This is a genomic window from Iodobacter sp., assembly GCF_025352645.1.
Lineage (GTDB): Bacteria > Pseudomonadota > Gammaproteobacteria > Burkholderiales > Chitinibacteraceae > Iodobacter.
This window is the reverse complement of sequence record NZ_JANXSO010000031.1, coordinates 1-19,089: the sequence shown is the minus strand read 5'-3', so window position 1 is coordinate 19,089 and position 19,089 is coordinate 1. Positions and strand designations below refer to the sequence as shown.

The following is a 19,089-nucleotide window of genomic DNA, read 5'->3' as shown; positions in this document are numbered from 1 at the left end:
GAGCCTGTAAATCTTTCTGTGTAAATGCCTTTGGAATTACTGGTGGCCGTTCAGCCGGTCACCAAATTCTATAACGAAACGATTCAGCGCCATCCGCCAGTTTTGAATCGGCATCGTCCATTTCTTTGAAGCCTGTTCGATCGCAAGGTAAATCACTTTCTTGGCCGATTCATCGCTTGGAAACACTTTACGTCGCTTGGTAGCGGAGCGGATCACGCTGTTGAGCGACTCAATCGCATTCGTCGTATAAATCGCTTTGCGAATTTCGGGCGGATATTCAAAGATCGTACGTAAATGAGCCCAGTTCGCCGTCCACGACTTGGAAATCAAAGGGTAATTGGCTTGCCAAGTCTGCGTAAAACGCTCCAATTCCAGCAGCGCTTGCTCTTCCGTGGTGGACTGGTAAATCCGTTTCAAATCTGCGGTAACGGCTTTGTAATCCTTCCAGGAAACATATCTTAAGCTGTTGCGCACCATGTGCACGATGCAAAGCTGAACCTGCGTGTGCGGGAATTCAGCCGCAATCGCATCGGGGAAGCCTTTTAACCCGTCGACACACGCAATCAAAATATCCTGTACCCCGCGCGCTTTGAGCTCAGTCAGCACGGAGAGCCAGAATTTAGCGCCTTCATTTTCGGACATCCATAAACCCAGTAATTCCTTGTGCCCGTCCATATTCACGCCCAAAGCTAAGTAAATCGCTTTGTTGATTACGCGTAAATTGTCACGGATTTTAATCACGATGCAGTCGAGGTAAACGATGGGATAAATGGCATCCAGCGGGCGCGACTGCCACTGGGTGATTTGCTCCAGCACGCGATCGGTGACGCGGGAAATCAAGGTGGCCGACACCTCTGCATCGTACATTTCTTTGAATGCCGCCACAATTTCGCGCGTGCTCAGCCCTTTGGCATACAGCGTGAGAATTTGATCATCCATCTGCGTGAGACGGGTTTGGCCTTTCTTGAGAAATTGTGGCTCGAACGAACCTTCACGATCACGCGGGGTATGGATTTCCACTTCGCCATGCTGGCTTTTAAGGCGCTTTGGCGTGCTGCCATTGCGCGAATTGCCACGTTCACCTACCGTGCTGGCGTGTTTCTCGTAGCCGAGATGGTCGGTTAATTCCGCATTCAGAGCGGTTTCGACGGTGAGTTTGAGTAGCTCACGCGAGAGCGCATTTAAATCCGCTTCAGTTTTAATATCTTTAGCGAGTTCAGCGGCAATAGCCTGTAATTTTTGACGATCCATTGTGATGCCTGACATGAATTTTCTCTGGGAAGAGATTAATCGGCCAAGGGCATTTACACAATTTTAGTTACAGGCTCCAAATATCCAGCGGCAAAGCAAACTTCCACGTATTTTGAAACCGTCAAACCATTGCACTTAATTTAATCTGAGCAGCCCCATGCAAACTAACAAACAATGTATGTATTCCCGATTTATTAACTACTTCACCCGCGCAAGCTTGATATTATTCATGTCCATATCAAACATGGCTTTTGCTGACGACTTTGAAAACCCCGAAAAACATATTCAGCATGTTTATCAAGAGTTTCTTCATGACTTATCGACCAACATGGAGCTAAAAAGCTGTAGTGAATTAGCCATTAAAGATTATTTACTGATCAAACTCGATACATTCTTAAGCACGCAAAATTTACTACACAATATCGGCTTTAAGCTTACAGAAGAATCTCTTTCTAAATTTCCAGATACTTTTAAAGACCAGCTAAATACAGAATTTAAAAAATATATCATTCAAGACAATTTAAGCGCCATTAAATTATTTTGTTCCGCAGCAAATTTAAAAACACAAGAAAGCAATGTAGATTTAACTGTTAGCTATGTAGTCACATCAATAAAGCTGGCTAACAACAAATCAAAACGCATAGATTTCTTTCTTCTCAGAGGCTGGGATCACTGGAGAATTGCCGATATCATTTCAGGAAATGATTCACTTGAAGATAGATATCGCAATAAATTTGGCAAAACAATTCGCACAGAAGGGTATACAGGCCTTCTAAAACAGCTTACAGAGATCAATCAAGAGAAAATAAAGCCATCACTTAGCAACTAGCCTCTCTCTATTTTAAATGCAATAAAAAGTGTATCTTAGGCGATCCAAATGCATAGCAATTTAATTCGTTTTTTTCTTATCAGCAGCTTTGCTTGTGTTCCACTATCAATACTGACAGCATATACTTTTGGCAATAGCGGCCATGGAGGGCCGGGCGGCTGGGGTAGCCTTTTTCCTGCCACTATGTGCTCCGCCATACTTTTAGCTCCTTTACTTTTGGCTGTAAGCATCTCTCTAAGACTATACAAAAAGAATGCAGAAGACCAAAAACACACATACGCAAAACTTATGCTATTACTCGCGGCTATTTCATTATTACTTGCACTATTGTCACTTGATTTAATCCTGTCCATCATATTCAGCAACTACAAAAGCATAACAAATCTATTGTTTTAAAAATTTATTAACCTTTACCCCATAAAAAAAGCCAGATCATCCAATCTGGCTTTTTAAAATTACAAACTATGCAACACCTTAACTTTTTAAAACCTGCAAAGGCATACGCAGCATTTCGTCGCCATGGCCGGCAAAATACCAGATGATGCCAATCAATGCGCCAACGGTGATTAAATACCAAACCGTAGAGAAGATTTGCCCATAGCGATCCAGCGGCAACAGATGGCTTTGATGACGGCCGCGCCATTCAAAAATAATTTCTACACTGCCAATCAATAATAAAAACCCTAGTAATGCCAGACCCAGTGAATAGCTGATAAACACACCCAGCGCCGCACCAACCACGCAGGCGATGAGCCCTAGTTTGCTATTCATTGAAAAACTGATACTTTTTAAAATATGCCCGCCATCGAGGGGCAGAATAGGTAATAGATTAAACAGATTAAGCAGTGCATTAAAGGTAGCCAAACCCGCAAAGAGCATCGAGCCAGTCAGCCAATAAATAATCAGGCAGGCAATTGATAACAATAAGCCAAAGCTTGGCCCCATAATGGAAATCACCACATCTTGCCAGCGGGTATTTATTTTCTCATCTGATAATGCTAATCCGCCCATAAAGGGGATTAAATAAATGCCCTTAGTCTTAATGCCAAAGTATTTCATCGCCCGAATATGGCCGTACTCATGAAAAACCAAACAGGCAATCAGCGCAATGGCAAATTGAAAAGAAAACAACCATGAATACGCCGCAACGCTAGCCCCAGCTAATGCGACTTTAACTAATTTGGCGCTTTTAAGTAGTTTAAGCGCCAAAGCACCGAGGCCCAGCAAGCTCAGCTTATTGGTTTTAGTGATCGGAACAACAGGTGTTTGCCGCTCGATATCCCTCGCATTGCGCTGGCCTTGCTCCGCTACTTGTTCATCAACCAATAGGCGATATTTCAATATAAAAGGCTGCCATTGCAGATCTGTTTCAAGATACACTCGGGTTGTTGCGGCGGAGCCATCTGGGCTTATCGTCGCGAGTTCAAACTGCAAAGAACTCAATCCTTCGCGCTCAGCCGAAGCGTTTTTTTCGGCGACTAAAGTATTGTCCCAAAACAGCTGCTGCCAGCCCGCAGGCGTACCTTCCAGCCTGAGCGCTTTGCCCAGGCAATTAATATTTAATAATTCCACGACGTATCCAGTTCAATAAGAGTCATCAACAAGGCATAAGGCTTGAGCGAATGCGGTCATTTTACGGGTTTCTGAGCATTTAGGGACCAGCCAAACAATGCCAAGCTGGGAGCTTGTGCGCTCTTAGAAGTATCAGACGAACTGCCCTAGCGGCAGCCCCAATGAAATACAGGTGTTCGTAAACGCTGTAGCGTGGCCGTGTGCATGCTGAGACAACAAACGAAGCACCACCACCTTGCCTAATTCCTTACTGGATAAGGCACCAACATCTTGACTTCCAATCAGCTCCACTCCTAAAGCAGCTGGCCAGCCTGCTTTAGCGTAAAACAAAGCCAATGACGGATCACAGGTAAACAATCCGATGTCAGATTGGCTGTTTTCAATACAACGCGTGGCTGCATTTACCACTAAACGGCTTAACCCTTGCCGCTGATAAGCGGGGTCGGTTGCGACACAACTTAATGCGGCCATGCGAAAGGTTTGCCCAGCATGGGTAAGCGTCAAATGCAGCACAGCTGCATAACTAAGCAGCCGATTATCACGGTATATAAAGCAGGAAAACGCATCAAGCGCGGGATCATGCTCCTCAGGCACAAGCCCTTCCATAGAGGGAGGGGACGGTTCTGGCCATACTTGATGCATTAGCAAGGCAATGTCCCGCCGTACCTGCTCAGAAGTTTGTTGGTAAGGCAGGATGCTGAGCAAATCAGAAGTTATGGTACTCACAGAATTAAAACGTCCTGATAGTAGGTAAAAATTAAAATACGGGTAGATAACATTTACCCCCCAATTTTTAAGTTAGAAATATGAAATGTTTTTTAAGGTAAATGTGCTTTTTTAAATATAGTACTAAAGAAAATTTAGCACCTCATTCGTAAAGTAAGGCTCGTCTTCTACCCAAAAAATATAATCCAAACCTAGATAGTTCTGACCAAAATCCAGAATATCACCCACCGTATTTTTTTTACCCGTCTTAGGATTAATCTGGCGAAGATTACCGTCTTGCACCGCCATTCCCTTTACCAGATTATTGGGATAATCCTTAAAAAAGCCATAAGTCTGCGCCATATGGCTTTTGCGATAGGGCATTAAATCAGGGCCCCCCACGCCCATTTTTAATGATTTAGCTAATGTAAACAGGCCACGCATATAGCCTTTATCATTATCTGGCAGCCATTCATCTGGCAGAAAATTTAAATACACCATAGCCGTAGATTGCTTAAATGCCCCTGCTAACACACGCATATTATCGCCAATGGCATCTACATATACCTTAGGGCTGAAATCTTTAGGAAACGTGGTGGTGCCATCAGCGTTTTCGTGGCCTACATCAATCGAGCTTTCGCTAAAGTTAATCCCCGCGATCTTGCCATCAAACTCATGGCCTAATTGCTGGATTAATTTTTGATATCGCTCACGCACGGTGGGCTCCCACATTTTGGCCGACCAACCGTATTCATCATCGGTCACCGGTTTATTAGGATCGCGCTCAGGAGCACTTAGCATACTTTGCTTAAGCACTCCGCCTTTAAAAATAGGCTGCTGCAAAAGATAATCGGGGACATTAGGGCGTGGCGTAAAAGATTTCTCTTGCAATTGGATCCATAGTTTTTTATGTATCGAATTCAAATAGGCAATATCGGCTTTAATTGCACTAAAGTCATACTGATCTTGCTTAGGCTCTAGATCGCGCCACTTATAAACAATTTGCGCGCCACTAAAACGAGGATCAAGTAAATTTTTATCCGCAGTAATATTGGCTCCACCTGCTTCACGATGATTAATATAAATATAGTGTTGTAAAGTCGGCGCAGCGGCAAAAGCTGCTGAGCTGAATAAACTGCAAACTAACAGCATACTGAATAGTCGGCTAAGCATAATCGGCCTATTTTAGATAGATATATGGCCGAACAAATTACCCCGAAACAGCCACAACGAACACTCAGAATATTTACATTCTCATTCTTAATCCAATAAGCGCCATACTGTGCCGCCCCTCATTTAGATTGAACAACGGTAAGTTCCACGGCAAGCAATTAGTATTTGTAGCCACAAAAATTGTTAGCACATATTTACCAAGCTACTTGGCCTGAGGGACAAATTAAGACGCGTACAATACGGATTCTCTGCCGTATATAAAAAAAACCATGCTCAATCTGGCGCCTCTTCTGGCAATTGCCTGCTTCTACTTCAGTTATTTCGCTTTTAACGGACTGTTTTCCCCGTACTGGGGCTTGTATCTAACTTCATTGTCTTTTCCTGCTTGGCAAATCGGCATTCTGACTTCGCTTACCCAAGTCAACCGGATTTACGCCCCCACCCTTTGGGGCTGGCTTGCGGACCGACGTGGTAGCCGACAGGGTATTTTGCGAATAGCAGGCATAGCCGGCTTGATATTTTTTATTCCGCTGTTATTTGTGCATACCTTCTGGCCCTTATTTTTTACTGTGTTATTAGCCAGCTTTTTCTGGAGTGCATCGCTACCGCTCGTTGAAGCAACGGCAATGACGCTCCTTTCAGGCGATGGGGGAGCTTATGCAAGGCTGCGAATCTGGGGCTCAGTGGGCTTTATTGTTGCCACCGTGATCGCCGGATATTTAATGCAGCATCAGGGCGTAGCCACTTTCCCTTGGGCGGTGGTAGCCGTCATGATTAGCCTAGCTTTGTTTTCTTGGCAGGTGCCTGAAGCACCCGTGGCGCAAAAAAACGATTCTATTAGCGAAAAGCTAATGGATGTACTTAAGAAATCTGAAGTCCAAGTGCTCCTTTTATCATGCTTTTTAATGGCGCTGGCGCATGGCCCGTACTACAGCTTTTATTCGATTTATGCGGCGGAATATGGGCATGATAAAAGTGCCATAGGCTGGTTTTGGACCATCGGTGTAATGGCCGAAGTCGGCGCATTTTGGCTTATGCCTAAGCTCACGGGGCGCTTTTCACTAAAAAATTTGTTTTTATTTGGACTCGCTATGGCAGTACTACGCTTTATGGCGATTGCCTGGGGCATGGGTTCATTAATCCTATTGGTTTTGGCACAGCTGGCCCATGCTTTTACTTTTGGCAGCCACCACGCCGTCACTATGGCCTATATCCACCGCCACTTTACTGGCTCCAACCAAACGCGTGGGCAAGCCTTATATATTGCGGCATCGTTTGGCTTAGGCGGAAGCCTAGGGGGAATTCTTGCTGGCCTACTGTGGAAACCTCTGGGCGGACAATGGGTATTTAGCCTTGCTGCCTTGATCGCCGCCGCCGCGTGGTTTTTAGCCCGACGAGGTTTAAACTCAACGCCCACCATCCAAGCATAAAACCTTAATCTGCCCTTGCCCTTTCAATATACCCCACAAGGGTATATTATCTTTTCATAGAAAAGAGGAAGCGCCATGACCTTGCAAATTGAACTTCAGCTCGGCGGGATGACCTGTGCGGCGTGTGCGGCACGGATAGAGAAGGTGTTGAATAAGCAGCTAGGCGTAGTAGCTGCCGTTAATTTTGCAACCGAAACCGCACAAATCAGCAGTAGCAACCCCGCCATTACCACAGAAACGCTGATTGCAACCATTGCAGGCGCGGGCTTTTCGGCTGAATTAGCAGATACGCCTGCCTTGCCAGAAAAAAACGAATTTATCCCTCTTGCCTTCGCCGCCTTGCTCAGCCTGCCGTTAATGGCCAGCATGTTTAGCATGGATCATAGCGAGCTACTACCGCGCTGGCTGCAAATGCTGCTGGCCACCCCTGTGCAGTTTATTTTGGGCTGGCGTTTTTATCGCGGCGCTTACTTCGCCTTAAAAAACGGCGGAGCCAATATGGATGTGCTGGTGGCCTTAGGCACCAGTATGGCATTTGCTTTAAGCGCCATTGTTACGCTGATGGGCTTGCATGAGCAGCACGTTTATTTTGAAGCTAGCGCGATGATTATTACGCTAGTACTGGCAGGCAAATGGCTAGAAGGGCGGGCCAAGAAAAAAACCTCAAGCGCCATCAGTGAGCTACTTAATCTACAGCCTAAAACAGCAAGGGTAGAAAGCAGCGAAGGCATCATCGACATGGCCATCGCCCAGTTAAAACCTGGCGACATTGTGATTGTTCGCCATGGCGAAATCATTGCCGTCGATGGCTTAGTGTTAGAAGGCCAAGCGGCGGTTGATGAAAGCATGCTGACGGGTGAAAGCCTGCCCGTCGAAAAAACCATCGGTAGTAAAGTCTTTGCCGCCACTAAAAACAGCAGCGGCATGCTAAAAATACGCGCCAGCAGCGTGGGCAGCAAAACGCAACTGGCCGAAATTGTGCGGCTAGTGGCCAGTGCACAGGGCTCAAAAGCGCCAATTCAGCGGCTGGCTGATCAAATTTCTGGCGTATTTGTGCCGATTGTAGCGGGCATCGCCCTGCTCACCTTTGCCCTTAGTTTTTGGTACTGGGGCAGTGCGGTAACAGGGCTAATTCATGCAGTGGCCGTGCTGGTGATCGCCTGCCCCTGCGCGCTGGGCCTTGCCACGCCCACCGCCATTTCAGTTGGCATTGGCCGCGCAGCCCAGCATGGCATTTTATTCAGAAACGCCGCCGCACTTGAGCTAGCTGGCAAAATTGAGATGCTGGTCGTCGATAAAACCGGCACGCTAACAATGGGGGAGGCAAAAGTCATTGAGGTGATCTGCCAAGCAGGGCAGAGTTCAGAAGCGCTATTGCAATTAGCCGCCAGTCTTGAGCAAGGCTCGGAGCACCCGCTGGCTCGCGCTATTTTGGCAGCCAACACCCTGCCCTTACTCCCCATTAGTGGCTTTGCCGCTGAGCCGGGGTGTGGGGTTAGCGGCCAGCTAGCAGACGGTAGCGAAATCAAAGTAGGCATTCCTAGCTGGGCGGGCGAAGCAAGCAACACCAGTGAGCACACCACAGTGAGTGTCAGCCGTAATCAACTACTGCTAGGTCAAATTCTACTGGCCGACACCGTTCGCCCTAGCTCGGCCGAGGCCGTCTCCCGCTTGCAGCAAATGGGCATTGAAGTGGTGATGCTAAGCGGTGATAAAGAAAACACCGCCGCAGCGATTGCCAACGCCACCGGTATTCAGCAGTTTTATGGCCTGATGCGCCCGCAAGATAAGGCGGCATTTATCGGGCAACAAAACAAGGTGGTGGCCATGGTTGGGGATGGGGTGAACGACGCCCCAGCGCTAGCGGCGGCAGCGGTTAGCTTTGCGATGGGCAAGGGTAGCGATGTGGCGATTGAAACAGCCGACATCACCCTACTGCACAACGATTTACTGGCGGTGGCTGACGCAATTACCTTATCCCGCGCCACCATCCGCAAAATCCGCCAGAACCTGTTCTTTGCCTTTTTTTACAATACACTGGGCATCCCGCTGGCGGCCATCGGCCTGTTAAGCCCAGTGATTGCAGGCGCGGCGATGGCATTAAGCTCCGTTTCGGTCGTGAGTAATTCGCTGCTACTCAGGCGCTGGAAAAATTAATCACCATCCGCGTGGGCAAATGCCCTATCAATAAAAACCATTGCCTTATTCAAGCAAGGAGTCACAAATGGAACACACCACACTTAAAATTGAAGGCATGACCTGCATGGGCTGCGTGCGTACTTTAAACAGCGTATTGAGCGCCCTGCCCGGCGTTAGTCATGTTGCCATTGATCTTGAAAGCGGCATCGCTAAAATTGACCATACTCTGGTCACGGCAGACACACTCAGAGATGCGGTTGAAGGAGCTGGCTTTGAGCTCGTCTGATTGTTGTCCAACAGACGCGCCTAAAGTCGTGCAACCTGGCAAGAAAAAACTCTTGGCTAGGCTGAACCGCATCGAGGGCCAAGTGCGCGGCGTGATTAAAATGGTCGATGAGGATAGATACTGCGTAGATGTGCTAACGCAAATCTCGGCCATAAAATCAGCCATGGATTCAGTCGCCATGCAGCTATTGGAAAACCATGCCCACGGCTGCGTGGCAAAGGCAATTCAAGACGGAGAGGGCGACGCGGCAATTGATGAGCTGATGCTGGTAGTCAAAAAACTAAGCGGTAAAACGCTGGGGTAAAAAAAAGTGTAGGGTAGCTTCGGCCAATTGAAATACAAAACAAGAAAGAACAGTTTCCTGGCCGTAACCCACCCTAAGTTAGCAGGAAAAAAAAGAGGACACAGAGAAAACCAACATTAGGTTTTCTCTGTGTCCTCACTTTAGCCCCGTGTCTACAGAAATTAGGGGGTCCGAATTTACAGCCTTACAGCGTCAATCCACCCGTCACTTCAATCGCGGCACCATTGATATAGCTGGCTTCGTCGCTCGCTAAAAAGGCGTACACATTGGCGATTTCTTCTGGCTGGGCCATGCGTTTCATCGGTACGCGCTCTTCCATAGCCTGAATCACTTTTTCCGGCATGGCTTTCAGGATAGGAGTCGCCACAAAGCCGGGGCAAACTGCATTAGCACGAATGCCCTTCTTGCCTAACTCTTTAGCCCATGTTTTTACAAAACCAATCACACCAAATTTTGCCGCAGCGTAGTTGGTCTGGCCAAAGTTGCCGTATACACCCACCACGGATGAAGCATTTAAAATCACACCGCTGCCCTGCTCTACCATGGTATCGACCACGGCACGGGCACAGTTATATACGCCTTTCAGATTGATATCGATCACGCGATCAAACTGATCTTCGGTCATTTTAATCAGCTGGGCGTCCTGCACAATACCGGCGTTATTCACCAACACATCAATACGGCCAAACTGCGCTTTAACCGCGGCAACCATTTCAGCAATTTGTGTTTTATTGGTGACATCCACCACATAACCCACAGCAACCGCACCGCTTGCCACCAGGCTAGATACCACGCCATCAATACCGCTTTGATTTACATCACACACCACCACTTTAGCGCCTTCTGCTGCAAACTTAACGGCAGTGGCTTGGCCAATCCCGCTGGCGGAACCCGTGATAATCGCTACTTTGTCTTTGAGTCTCATACGCGCACCTTATCGATCAATTGGAAACGGCTGCAGCTAGCAGGCACAACAAGTTCAGCATAGACGTAACTTGTGCAATGCAACAAGTCAAAATCAGCGTACTTTAGAAAAATTACAGCACTAGGCTGGCTAATGTCATTACAAGACAGGGAAGTAAAGTAAGCTTAGTCAGCAAGGATAAAAAGAGAGGTAAAACAGATTTGCGATCAAGAGCATGGCCCCCAGCAGACAAGGTATCCGCTGGGAAAAAGGCCAATACGCTTATTCTGCAGGTTTGTCGGTGTAATGCTCACTCAATAAAGAGCGACAATCCACGATGCGTAAATCATTATCACGCGCAAAGGTCATAATAAAGTCAAAAACGCGGGGATCAACTTTTTCAAGCTGCTTATCAACGGCTACGCAACGCACGTTTTCGTGCATCATTGGGCGTACAAAAGGGGCGTAAGAAAGCTTTTGGTCAGCACCAAAGGTACATAAAATACCTGATAAGCGCTCTGCCCAATCGCTGGGTCGGAATTCACGGCCATTACTGGTAATGCCCTGAATAATGATTTCGTATGGATTACAGATCATTTGAAGAACAGCGTGGCGGATTGAATATCTTTCAGATTATACCATCCAAGGGCAAACTGCCGCCTTAGAAATTCTTAATCTATTCTCCGTACAAGTTACTACGTAAACGCCGAACACACTGACAAAGCTTGCCAGCCACCTGCAAACGGTTGAATAATGGTTGTTTTTTCTCAAAGTGGCTAGATCCATTTTAAGAATGATCGTTTTTTGCTGGACTCAAAAAATCATAATGCGCGGCCGAAAAACTGTAAGTATTTTTTGCAGCAGCCATCAGCACCGCTTAAATATTGCAGATGGCGCACGGATACGTTGTATTAGCAGAATTCGATCACGCTCTTAACTTGGCAGCCCGTACGGACTGTGCCCTATGCGCCATTATCTGCAATTCACCGACTTCACCCGCGAAGAATACGAATACCTATTCAAACGCGCCGCCATTCTTAAAGCAAAACTAGCCGCGGGCGAGCTATACCAGCCGCTGATCGGCAAAGTTTTGGCCATGATTTTTGAAAAATCATCCACTCGAACCCGCGTTTCTTTTGAAGCTGGCATGGCCCAATTTGGGGGGCATGCTATGTTTTTGCAATCTAAAGACACCCAACTTGGGCGGGGCGAGCCCATTGAAGATGTGGCAAAGGTGATCAGCCGCATGACCAATATCGTCATGGTACGCACTTTTGAGCAAAGCATTGTTGAACGTTTTGCTCAAAACTCCATCGTACCGGTCATTAATGGCCTCACCAATGAATATCATCCTTGCCAAATTTTGGCCGATATCTTTACTTATATCGAAAAAAATGGCTCGATCGAAGGCAAAACCGTAGCTTGGATTGGCGATAGTAATAATATCTCCCGTACTTGGTTGCAAGCGGCAAAAATCTTCAACTTTAAGCTCAAGCAAGCCTGCCCACGCGGTTATGAGATGACGGTTTTAGACGGACAAAAATATGGGATCGAGCATTTCGAAACATTTTACGATCCATACCAAGCCGCACGCGATGCCGACATCGTGACCACCGACGTTTGCACGTCAATGGGCTTTGAGCGTGAAACACTGCAACGCAGAAAAGACTTTTTACACTATCGTGTGAGTGAAAAAGTCATGTTACAAGCCAAGGCAAATGCAATGTTTATGCACTGCTTACCCGCTCACCGTGGCGAAGAAGTAGACCCAGAAGTGATCGATGGCCCGCAATCGGTAGTATGGGATGAAGCAGAAAATCGCATGCATACGCAAAAAGCAGTGATTGAATATCTATTACTCGGTAAAGTAGAGGGCTAAATGCTCAAAAACCGTAGAAATAGTCTTTTCAACGCTATTTCTAGCTCTGCAACACAGGATTACGCCTTATTTTTGCGTTATCACTTGTATGCGCTAATGAAAATAAACTTAGCAAACACCTGATCACTTTTGTATGAGTACTTAAATGTTTGGCATTACCGATTTAACGAGCTACCTTCTAGGTACTGTTTTTATTATTTTATTACCGGGCCCAAATTCAATTTTTGCTCTATCCGTAGCAGCCAAACAAGGCGTGCGCGCGGGTTATGCAGCAGCAGCGGGCATTGTGACTGGTGATCTAATTTTAATGTTGCTAGCCAGCGTAGGCGTTGCCTCTTTAATGCGTACTCATCCTGAAGCGTTTAACTGGGTTCGCTATGCAGGTGCCGCGTATTTAGCATGGATGGGCATAAAAATGCTGCTGGCTAAATCGCAAGCAGCGAGTGATACCCCAGTAAATATACCGTCTAGCCATATTTATAAGCAGGCGTTATCTATTTCTCTGGTTAATGTGAAAGCCATTTTGTTTTTTATGGCATTCTTCCCCCAGTTTGTGGATCCGACTTATGATCGGGTTCCGCTGACTTTTGCAATACTTGGCATGATCGTTCAAGCCGTAAGTTTGGCTTATCTGACCTTTTTAATCTTTGCTGGTGCTGGCCTTTCTAGGCGACTAGCAGGCAAACAGTGGTTGGGCCGTTGGCTCGCTCGTCTAACTGGTGTACTTTTCATCAGTTTTGGTCTGCGGCTGGCTCTATCTCACTAATCCATTGCCTTTCCTCCCCCTTGGAGTTCCTACATGTCTGATGTAAAAAAAGCAGTACTTGCCTACTCCGGTGGCCTCGATACCTCGGTGATTTTGAAGTGGTTGCAAGATACCTATCAATGTGAAGTGGTGACCTTTACCGCAGACTTGGGCCAGGGTGAAGAGCTAGAACCTGCCCGCCAAAAAGCAGTGCAATTTGGCATAAAACCAGAAAATATTTTTATTGATGATTTGCGCGAAGAATTCGTGCGTGATTTTGTATTCCCGATGTTTCGCGCCAATACAGTGTACGAAGGCGAATACTTACTCGGCACCTCGATTGCCCGCCCACTGATTGCCAAACGTCAGATCGAAATTGCCAACTTAACCGGCGCAGATGCCGTTAGCCACGGTGCAACCGGCAAGGGCAACGATCAAGTTCGCTTCGAGCTAGGCTATTACGCGCTGCGCCCAGATATCAAAGTGATTGCACCTTGGCGTGAATGGGATCTAAACAGCCGTGAAAAGCTGCTCTCCTACGCCGAAAAACACGGCATGGATATTGCCAAGAAAAAGAACGGCGGCAGCCCTTACTCGATGGACGCCAATCTGCTGCATATTTCTTACGAAGGCCAAGCACTGGAAAACCCAGCCACCGAGCCAGAAGAAGATATGTGGCTATGGTCGGTTAGCCCAGAGCAAGCACCAGATGCGGCGGAATACGTCGAGCTTGAATACGAAAACGGCGATATTGTTGGCATAAACGGCGTAAAAATGAGCCCAGCTACGGTGTTGGCTGCATTAAATAAAGTTGGCGGCAAGCATGGTATTGGCCGTCTAGATCTAGTCGAAAACCGCTTTGTTGGCATGAAAAGCCGTGGCTGCTACGAAACACCGGGCGGCACAATTATGCTCAAGGCGCACCGCGCCATTGAATCCATCTGCCTAGACCGCGAAGTTGCTCACTTAAAAGATGAGCTCATGCCAAAATACGCCAGCCTGATTTATAACGGCTACTGGTGGGCACCAGAGCGCCTGATGCTGCAAACCATGATCGATGCCAGCCAAGCCCATGTTAATGGTTGGGTAAGACTTAAGCTCTATAAAGGCAATGTCATTGTGGTAGGCCGTGATTCCAAAGAATCACTATTTGATGCCAATATTGCCACCTTTGAAGACGATGGCGGTGCTTATAATCAAGCAGATGCCGCAGGCTTTATTAAACTGAATGCATTACGTATGCGAATTGCTGCTAAGTTACGTAATTAAGTTCACAAGCACGGCCTAACCGTCAATAAAAACACAAAGCCGGCAGCTGCCGGCTTTGTGCGTAAAAGGAAACAAGCATGCTTGAGGCGCTAAAAAATATATCAGAGGAAACATTCACCACATTATCGGTGTCCATCCTCTGTACTGGCCTCATTATCTATATGGGCTTTATTATCTACCGCTTGGCCGCAGATTCTAAAGCCGGCAGATATGGCTCGCTGGTTTTGTTTTTTACCCTAGGCTTTGGCGTATTCGGTTTTATTGTTAAAACAGTACTGACTGAAATCATTCAAAAATAATGGAGTTATAATGTCTCAATTTGATAATGTATCTGTTCTGAAGCAGGGCAATGTTTACTTTGATGGCCTATGTGTTTCCCATACCCTTATTTTAGCCAGTGGTGAGAAAAAAACCGTTGGTGTGATTCTGCCATCCAAGCTGGTGTTTAATACTGCTGCAGCAGAAGTAATGGAAGTCATTGCAGGTAGCTGCCAAGTTAAATTAGCAGATGAAACAACAGCCACCGCCTATACTTCAGGGCAAAGCTTTAATGTGCCAGCAAACTCCAGTTTTACAATTGAAACACTAGAAACACTGCATTATGTTTGTCATTTTGCATAATTTTATTTATTAACTATTTACTTAAAAGGGAAGCAACATGCCTTCTTTCGATATTAGCTCCGAACTCGATATGGTTGCCCTCAAAAACGCCATCGACGCAGTTGATCGTGTGATCAATAATCGCTTTGATTTTAAAGGCACCAGCGCCAAAGTTGAATTAAACGAAAAAGATGAAACCATCACCTTGCACGGCGATTCTAATGCCCAGCTGGATCAAGTTAAAGATATTTTATTTCCAGCACTAGAGAAAAAAGAAGCCGATAGCAGCAAACGTCTTGAAAGTGGTGACGTGCAAAAAATATCTGGTAATAAAGTAAAAATGGAAATGAAGATCAAAGCGGGTATTGATCAAGATTTAGCTAAAAAGATCATTAAATTGATTAAAGATGAAAAACTCAAAGTACAAACCGCTATTCAAGGCGACACAGTGCGCGTAACTGGCGCTAAGCGCGATATTTTGCAAGAAGTGATTGCTCTAATGAGAAAATCAATTACTGATTTTCCATTGCAATACCAAAATTTCCGCGACTAATTATTAGGACTAGGGCAGTAGAATAAGTAAAACATTAGTTTTTAGCAGAATGCACCAGCAGTATGTCTAACAAGGCAAACAGGTGAAAGGGCTAGTAAACTATTGTCTAATTACTTTTCTACTACCCATACCATGAACTGGACGACTCGCCAATCTGCTTTCCTCACCCTACTTGCCATGTTTTTTGGCCTAGGGATGATTTTTATTTTAGCCTATCAGGTGAATAGTTCTTATCGCTTTGAGATTCAAAAAGCCAATACCGAGACTGACCATCAAGCCCAAGCAATCACCAATCAAATCAATAATTCGTTGCGAGAAATAGAACTCGTACTCAGCGATATAAGTGATCGAATCTCTAGTGAAGATATCGCCAGCGCTGAACGCGGTGAGATTAGAAATAAAGAAATTCAAAATCTACTATTAGATAAGTTAGTCAAAATCCACCAAGCCAATAATATTGCACTCGTTAGCAGCAATAGCAGCATCAATCACCGTGCTCTAGACTTGCCCGGTAGTGGTCAGCTGATCAATCACGACTATTTTCAAATTATCCGTAACAATCCTTACCACGAAAGCATTTACTCTAGACTCAGTAGCAATCAACACAATACGGGGATTATTGTTGCCCGCCGTGTTGAAACCGCCAAAGCCGAGTTTGCAGGACTCATTGTGGCGAGCATTAGCCGTGAATATTTTGAACAGCTACTTAGTACAATTAGCCTAGGGCAACATGGCAATATTCAGCTTATTGATCAAGAACAAAATATCATCGCACAATACCCTGCTAATGCTATCAGCCCTCCCCTTGATAATGCCATTATCCAAAATTTAATCAGTGGCAAAGAAACTGCCGCCTTAATTAATCAATCCCAAACTGCACAAAGCGTCAGTAGCTACCACTCAATTAAAGATACGCCCTTTCTTATTGTAGCCAGTAGCTCTTCGCTTGATTATCTACTGCGCTGGCGCAAAAACACCCTCTACTATTTATACGGTGGCAGTACTTTATTAATTATGGCCTTGCTCATGTGCTATTTCTTTTGGCGCTCACATCGTTTAACCCAAAATTTACAAAAAAAAGAAAAACACTTAAATGCCAGTGAAGCACGCTTTAGGCAAATGATTGAAACCAGCCCGGTGGCAATTGTTCTTGCCCGTACACCAGATTACTTTATTACCTATATCAATCATCAGGCCGCCGAATTATTTAATCAAACACAGGCGGGTGCTTTATCTCAACGCGTGTTTGAGCTTTATAAAACCAAACTTAATTTCATCGAGCAAGTTGAAAAAATACAATCTGGGCAGACGCAGCAAAATATTGAAGTGATGCTTCAACAGAAAGGTGGGCAACCTTTTTGGGGTAGCTTATCGATGTCGATCAGTGAAAGCGCACAATCTAGTACGCTAATGATTGGAATTAGCGATATTACCGCTAGAAAACAACTAGAGGCAGAGCTGCAGCACCGCGCAACCATCGATAGCTTATCAGGCCTATTTAATCGCTCTTATTTTACGGACCGCGCCAATCATGAAATTGCCCGCGCCAAGCGTAATCAGCAGCCATTAATCGTTATCATGCTCGATATAGATCACTTCAAGCGCATTAATGATAGCTGGGGCCATGATATTGGTGATAAAGCAATTCAAAGCCTAGCCGAGCTTTGCAAATCAACCCTAAGAGATATCGATTTAATAGGCCGGATTGGGGGTGAAGAGTTTGCTATTTTGCTACCTGAAACTGCATTAGAGCAGGGATATCCTGTAGCTGAAAGATTAAGGCAACGCATTGAGGCACAACGAATTAATTTGCCAAATGAGCAAATATTACAATTTACCGCCAGCATTGGGATGGCTCTATTATCTAGTGACGATCAAAAGATAGATAGTATTCTTAAACGAGCCGACCAAGCGCTCTATCAAGCCAAAAACAATGGCCGTAATCAAACCGTGATTTACAGTCAGATTTCTAAGCAAGGAAAGGCATAGAGGGATTGCCCTAGGGTCTGTTGACGTTTTATTCCTGGCTGCGTTACTGAATAACAAAAAGAATTAAAGACTAAGTATTTACGCAATTGGTATACATACCTTGACCTGATTATGTCTCTTGCTCCGGAACCCTTGATTTAGCAATTCGTGCGGCGTAAAGTGAACGAACGTTCTGCTTTACGGAGGTGAATCATGTCCGTCAATGGCATCCAAATGCAAAAGGGCTTGTCTTTGCCTGAGTTCATCCAGTTGTACGGTACAGAGCAACAGTGCGAAGCCGCATTGCAAAAAGCACGCTGGCCACAAGGGTTTCGTTGCCCCAAGTGTCATGGGCAGAATGCCTGCACATTCATCCGCGGCAAAACCCGCATGTGGGATTGTTATCATTGTGCGCACCAAACCAGTTTGACGGCAGGAACCATGATGCACCAGTCGCAACTCCCCCTGACCAAGTGGTTTCTGGCTGTATATCTGGTGACGCAATTGAAAACCGATATCGCGGCTTTATCGCTGCGTCGGCAACTGGGCATTACTTGGAAGGCCGCATGGTTGCTGAAGCATAAGTTGATGGAGGCAATGCGCCAGCGTGAGTCAGACCGCCCCTTGAGTGGAGACGTTCGGATTGATGACGCATATCTTGGCGGCGAGCGTAATGGAGGCAAGCGCGGGCGTGGTTCTGAAAATAAGGTCGCTTTTGTAGCTGCGGTCGAAATGCGTGATGGGCATCCTCATCGGCTGCGTTTTGATCCGGTGCAAGGCTTTTCGTTCGAAGCGCTCAAGCCTTGGGCAGAAAGGGCTTTGGCACCGGGGAGCACGGTGACTTCGGACGGTCTGATCGGTTTTGAAGTAGTGCGGCAATTGGGATTTAAGCACCGAGTCGTCCAAGCGCCCAAAGGTAAGGCCGGAACGGAGATTGACGCATTCAAATGGCTTAATGTGATGCTGGGGAATTTAAAAACGGCGCAATCGGGCACCTACCATGCATTCAAATACAGTAAATATGCTGGCCGCTATTTGGCGGAAATGCAGTACCGATTTAATAGGCGTTTTGATTTATGCGCCCTTATTCCCCGCATGCTGCATGCCTTACTCATTGCTAAGCCTTGCCCGCGAGGGCGATTAACTGAGCAAGAGACATAATCAGGTACCTTGATACACATCAAGCCACTCTCCCCCATTCTTCTTTTATATTAGGGCTATATAAAAGCAAGGAGAGCGAGATGGAAAACACACCACTACAAGCGCTATTTACTTCTGATATTGGTTTATTAAGCCTATTTACTATCTTGTTTATTTTAGGCATGGCAGTGTATATATTTTTTTACCTGATTATGTCTCTTGCTCAGTTAATCTCCCACGCGGGCAAGGCTTAGCTATGAGTAATGCATGTAGCATTCGTGGAATTAGGGCGCACAAATCAAAACGCCGATTAAATCGGTACTGCATTTCTGCCAAATAGCG

General features: G+C 46.0%; 19 protein-coding genes and 2 pseudogenes. 14 read left to right on the top strand and 7 right to left on the bottom strand.

What is annotated here, in order from left to right:
* Positions 1–36 precede the first annotated feature (36 nt).
* Entirely contained in the window at positions 37–1,251 is a 1,215-nt protein-coding gene (locus Q0R17_RS04010; RefSeq protein WP_293932320.1) for an IS256 family transposase, read from the bottom strand.
* Positions 1,252–1,480: 229 nt separating this feature from the next.
* On the opposite strand from Q0R17_RS04010, the gene Q0R17_RS04005 reads away from it, so the two are divergent.
* Positions 1,481–2,080, top strand: a complete 600-nt coding sequence (locus Q0R17_RS04005) for an ABC transporter substrate-binding protein (RefSeq protein WP_293932318.1) — start codon at positions 1,481–1,483, stop codon at positions 2,078–2,080.
* Between the two features lie 474 nt (positions 2,081–2,554).
* Here Q0R17_RS04005 and Q0R17_RS04000 read toward each other — a convergent pair whose 3' ends face one another.
* From Q0R17_RS04000 to Q0R17_RS03990, 3 genes are all read right to left on the bottom strand, one after another.
* A complete protein-coding gene (locus tag Q0R17_RS04000; protein WP_293932316.1) occupies positions 2,555–3,652 on the bottom strand; it encodes a site-2 protease family protein in 1,098 nt (365 codons plus the stop codon).
* A 132-nt stretch (positions 3,653–3,784) separates the two neighbouring features.
* Positions 3,785–4,378 (bottom strand): GNAT family N-acetyltransferase, encoded by a 594-nt coding sequence (locus tag Q0R17_RS03995; RefSeq protein ID WP_293932314.1) that lies wholly within the window; start codon positions 4,376–4,378, stop codon positions 3,785–3,787.
* A 123-nt stretch (positions 4,379–4,501) separates the two neighbouring features.
* Positions 4,502–5,530, bottom strand: a complete 1,029-nt coding sequence (locus Q0R17_RS03990; RefSeq protein WP_293932312.1) for a hypothetical protein — start codon at positions 5,528–5,530, stop codon at positions 4,502–4,504.
* Positions 5,531–5,799: 269 nt separating this feature from the next.
* Here Q0R17_RS03990 and Q0R17_RS03985 point away from each other — a divergent pair, with 269 nt between their 5' ends.
* The 4 genes from Q0R17_RS03985 to Q0R17_RS03970 all read left to right on the top strand — a co-directional run bounded on the left by Q0R17_RS03985 (position 5,800) and on the right by Q0R17_RS03970 (position 9,689).
* A complete protein-coding gene (locus Q0R17_RS03985) occupies positions 5,800–6,960 on the top strand; it encodes an MFS transporter (RefSeq protein WP_293932310.1) in 1,161 nt (386 codons plus the stop codon).
* 75 nt (positions 6,961–7,035) lie between these two features.
* Positions 7,036–9,117: a cation-translocating P-type ATPase gene (locus tag Q0R17_RS03980; protein ID WP_293932308.1), complete on the top strand. Its 2,082-nt coding sequence runs from the start codon at positions 7,036–7,038 to the stop codon at positions 9,115–9,117.
* Between the two features lie 67 nt (positions 9,118–9,184).
* On the top strand, positions 9,185–9,385 hold the full coding sequence (locus Q0R17_RS03975; protein ID WP_293932306.1) for a heavy-metal-associated domain-containing protein: 201 nt from the start codon (positions 9,185–9,187) through the stop codon (positions 9,383–9,385).
* Positions 9,372–9,689 (top strand): metal-sensitive transcriptional regulator, encoded by a 318-nt coding sequence (locus Q0R17_RS03970; RefSeq protein WP_374759855.1) that lies wholly within the window; start codon positions 9,372–9,374, stop codon positions 9,687–9,689. Before Q0R17_RS03975 ends, Q0R17_RS03970 begins: the two co-directional genes overlap by 14 nt.
* A 184-nt stretch (positions 9,690–9,873) precedes the next feature.
* On the opposite strand, the gene fabG is transcribed toward Q0R17_RS03970, so the two are convergent.
* The gene (gene fabG, locus Q0R17_RS03965) at positions 9,874–10,614 is read right to left on the bottom strand and encodes a 3-oxoacyl-ACP reductase FabG (RefSeq protein ID WP_293932304.1); all 741 of its coding nucleotides are present in this window, start codon (positions 10,612–10,614) and stop codon (positions 9,874–9,876) included.
* Positions 10,615–10,902: 288 nt separating this feature from the next.
* Positions 10,903–11,190, bottom strand: a pseudogene (locus Q0R17_RS03960) (DUF3579 domain-containing protein); the annotation flags it as partial.
* Positions 11,191–11,557: 367 nt separating this feature from the next.
* Here Q0R17_RS03960 and argF point away from each other — a divergent pair.
* The 9 genes from argF (at position 11,558) to Q0R17_RS03915 (ending at position 19,001) form a co-directional block, all read left to right on the top strand.
* Complete coding sequence (gene argF / locus Q0R17_RS03955) at positions 11,558–12,472, top strand: ornithine carbamoyltransferase (protein WP_293932302.1); 915 nt, start codon at positions 11,558–11,560, stop codon at positions 12,470–12,472.
* A gap of 145 nt (positions 12,473–12,617) precedes the next feature.
* Entirely contained in the window at positions 12,618–13,238 is a 621-nt protein-coding gene (gene leuE, locus Q0R17_RS03950) for a leucine efflux protein LeuE (protein ID WP_293932300.1), read from the top strand.
* A 33-nt stretch (positions 13,239–13,271) separates the two neighbouring features.
* The gene (locus tag Q0R17_RS03945) at positions 13,272–14,486 is read left to right on the top strand and encodes an argininosuccinate synthase (protein ID WP_293932299.1); all 1,215 of its coding nucleotides are present in this window, start codon (positions 13,272–13,274) and stop codon (positions 14,484–14,486) included.
* Positions 14,487–14,563: 77 nt separating this feature from the next.
* Positions 14,564–14,785: a DUF2788 domain-containing protein gene (locus Q0R17_RS03940; RefSeq protein ID WP_293932297.1), complete on the top strand. Its 222-nt coding sequence runs from the start codon at positions 14,564–14,566 to the stop codon at positions 14,783–14,785.
* 10 nt (positions 14,786–14,795) lie between these two features.
* Positions 14,796–15,107: a pyrimidine/purine nucleoside phosphorylase gene (locus tag Q0R17_RS03935; RefSeq protein WP_293932295.1), complete on the top strand. Its 312-nt coding sequence runs from the start codon at positions 14,796–14,798 to the stop codon at positions 15,105–15,107.
* A 37-nt stretch (positions 15,108–15,144) separates the two neighbouring features.
* A complete protein-coding gene (locus tag Q0R17_RS03930; protein ID WP_293932293.1) occupies positions 15,145–15,639 on the top strand; it encodes a YajQ family cyclic di-GMP-binding protein in 495 nt (164 codons plus the stop codon).
* 102 nt (positions 15,640–15,741) lie between these two features.
* Positions 15,742–17,628 carry a diguanylate cyclase gene (locus Q0R17_RS03925; RefSeq protein ID WP_293932291.1) on the top strand — a complete coding sequence of 629 codons (1,887 nt, stop codon included), beginning with the start codon at positions 15,742–15,744 and terminating at the stop codon, positions 17,626–17,628.
* Between the two features lie 192 nt (positions 17,629–17,820).
* Complete coding sequence (locus Q0R17_RS03920) at positions 17,821–18,768, top strand: IS1595 family transposase (RefSeq protein WP_293932290.1); 948 nt, start codon at positions 17,821–17,823, stop codon at positions 18,766–18,768.
* An 80-nt stretch (positions 18,769–18,848) separates the two neighbouring features.
* A complete protein-coding gene (locus Q0R17_RS03915; protein ID WP_293932288.1) occupies positions 18,849–19,001 on the top strand; it encodes a DUF3149 domain-containing protein in 153 nt (50 codons plus the stop codon).
* On the opposite strand, the pseudogene Q0R17_RS03910 reads toward Q0R17_RS03915, so the two are convergent.
* Positions 18,958–19,089: pseudogene (locus tag Q0R17_RS03910) on the bottom strand (IS1595 family transposase); the annotation flags it as partial. The gene Q0R17_RS03915 and the pseudogene Q0R17_RS03910 sit on opposite strands and share 44 nt — an antisense overlap.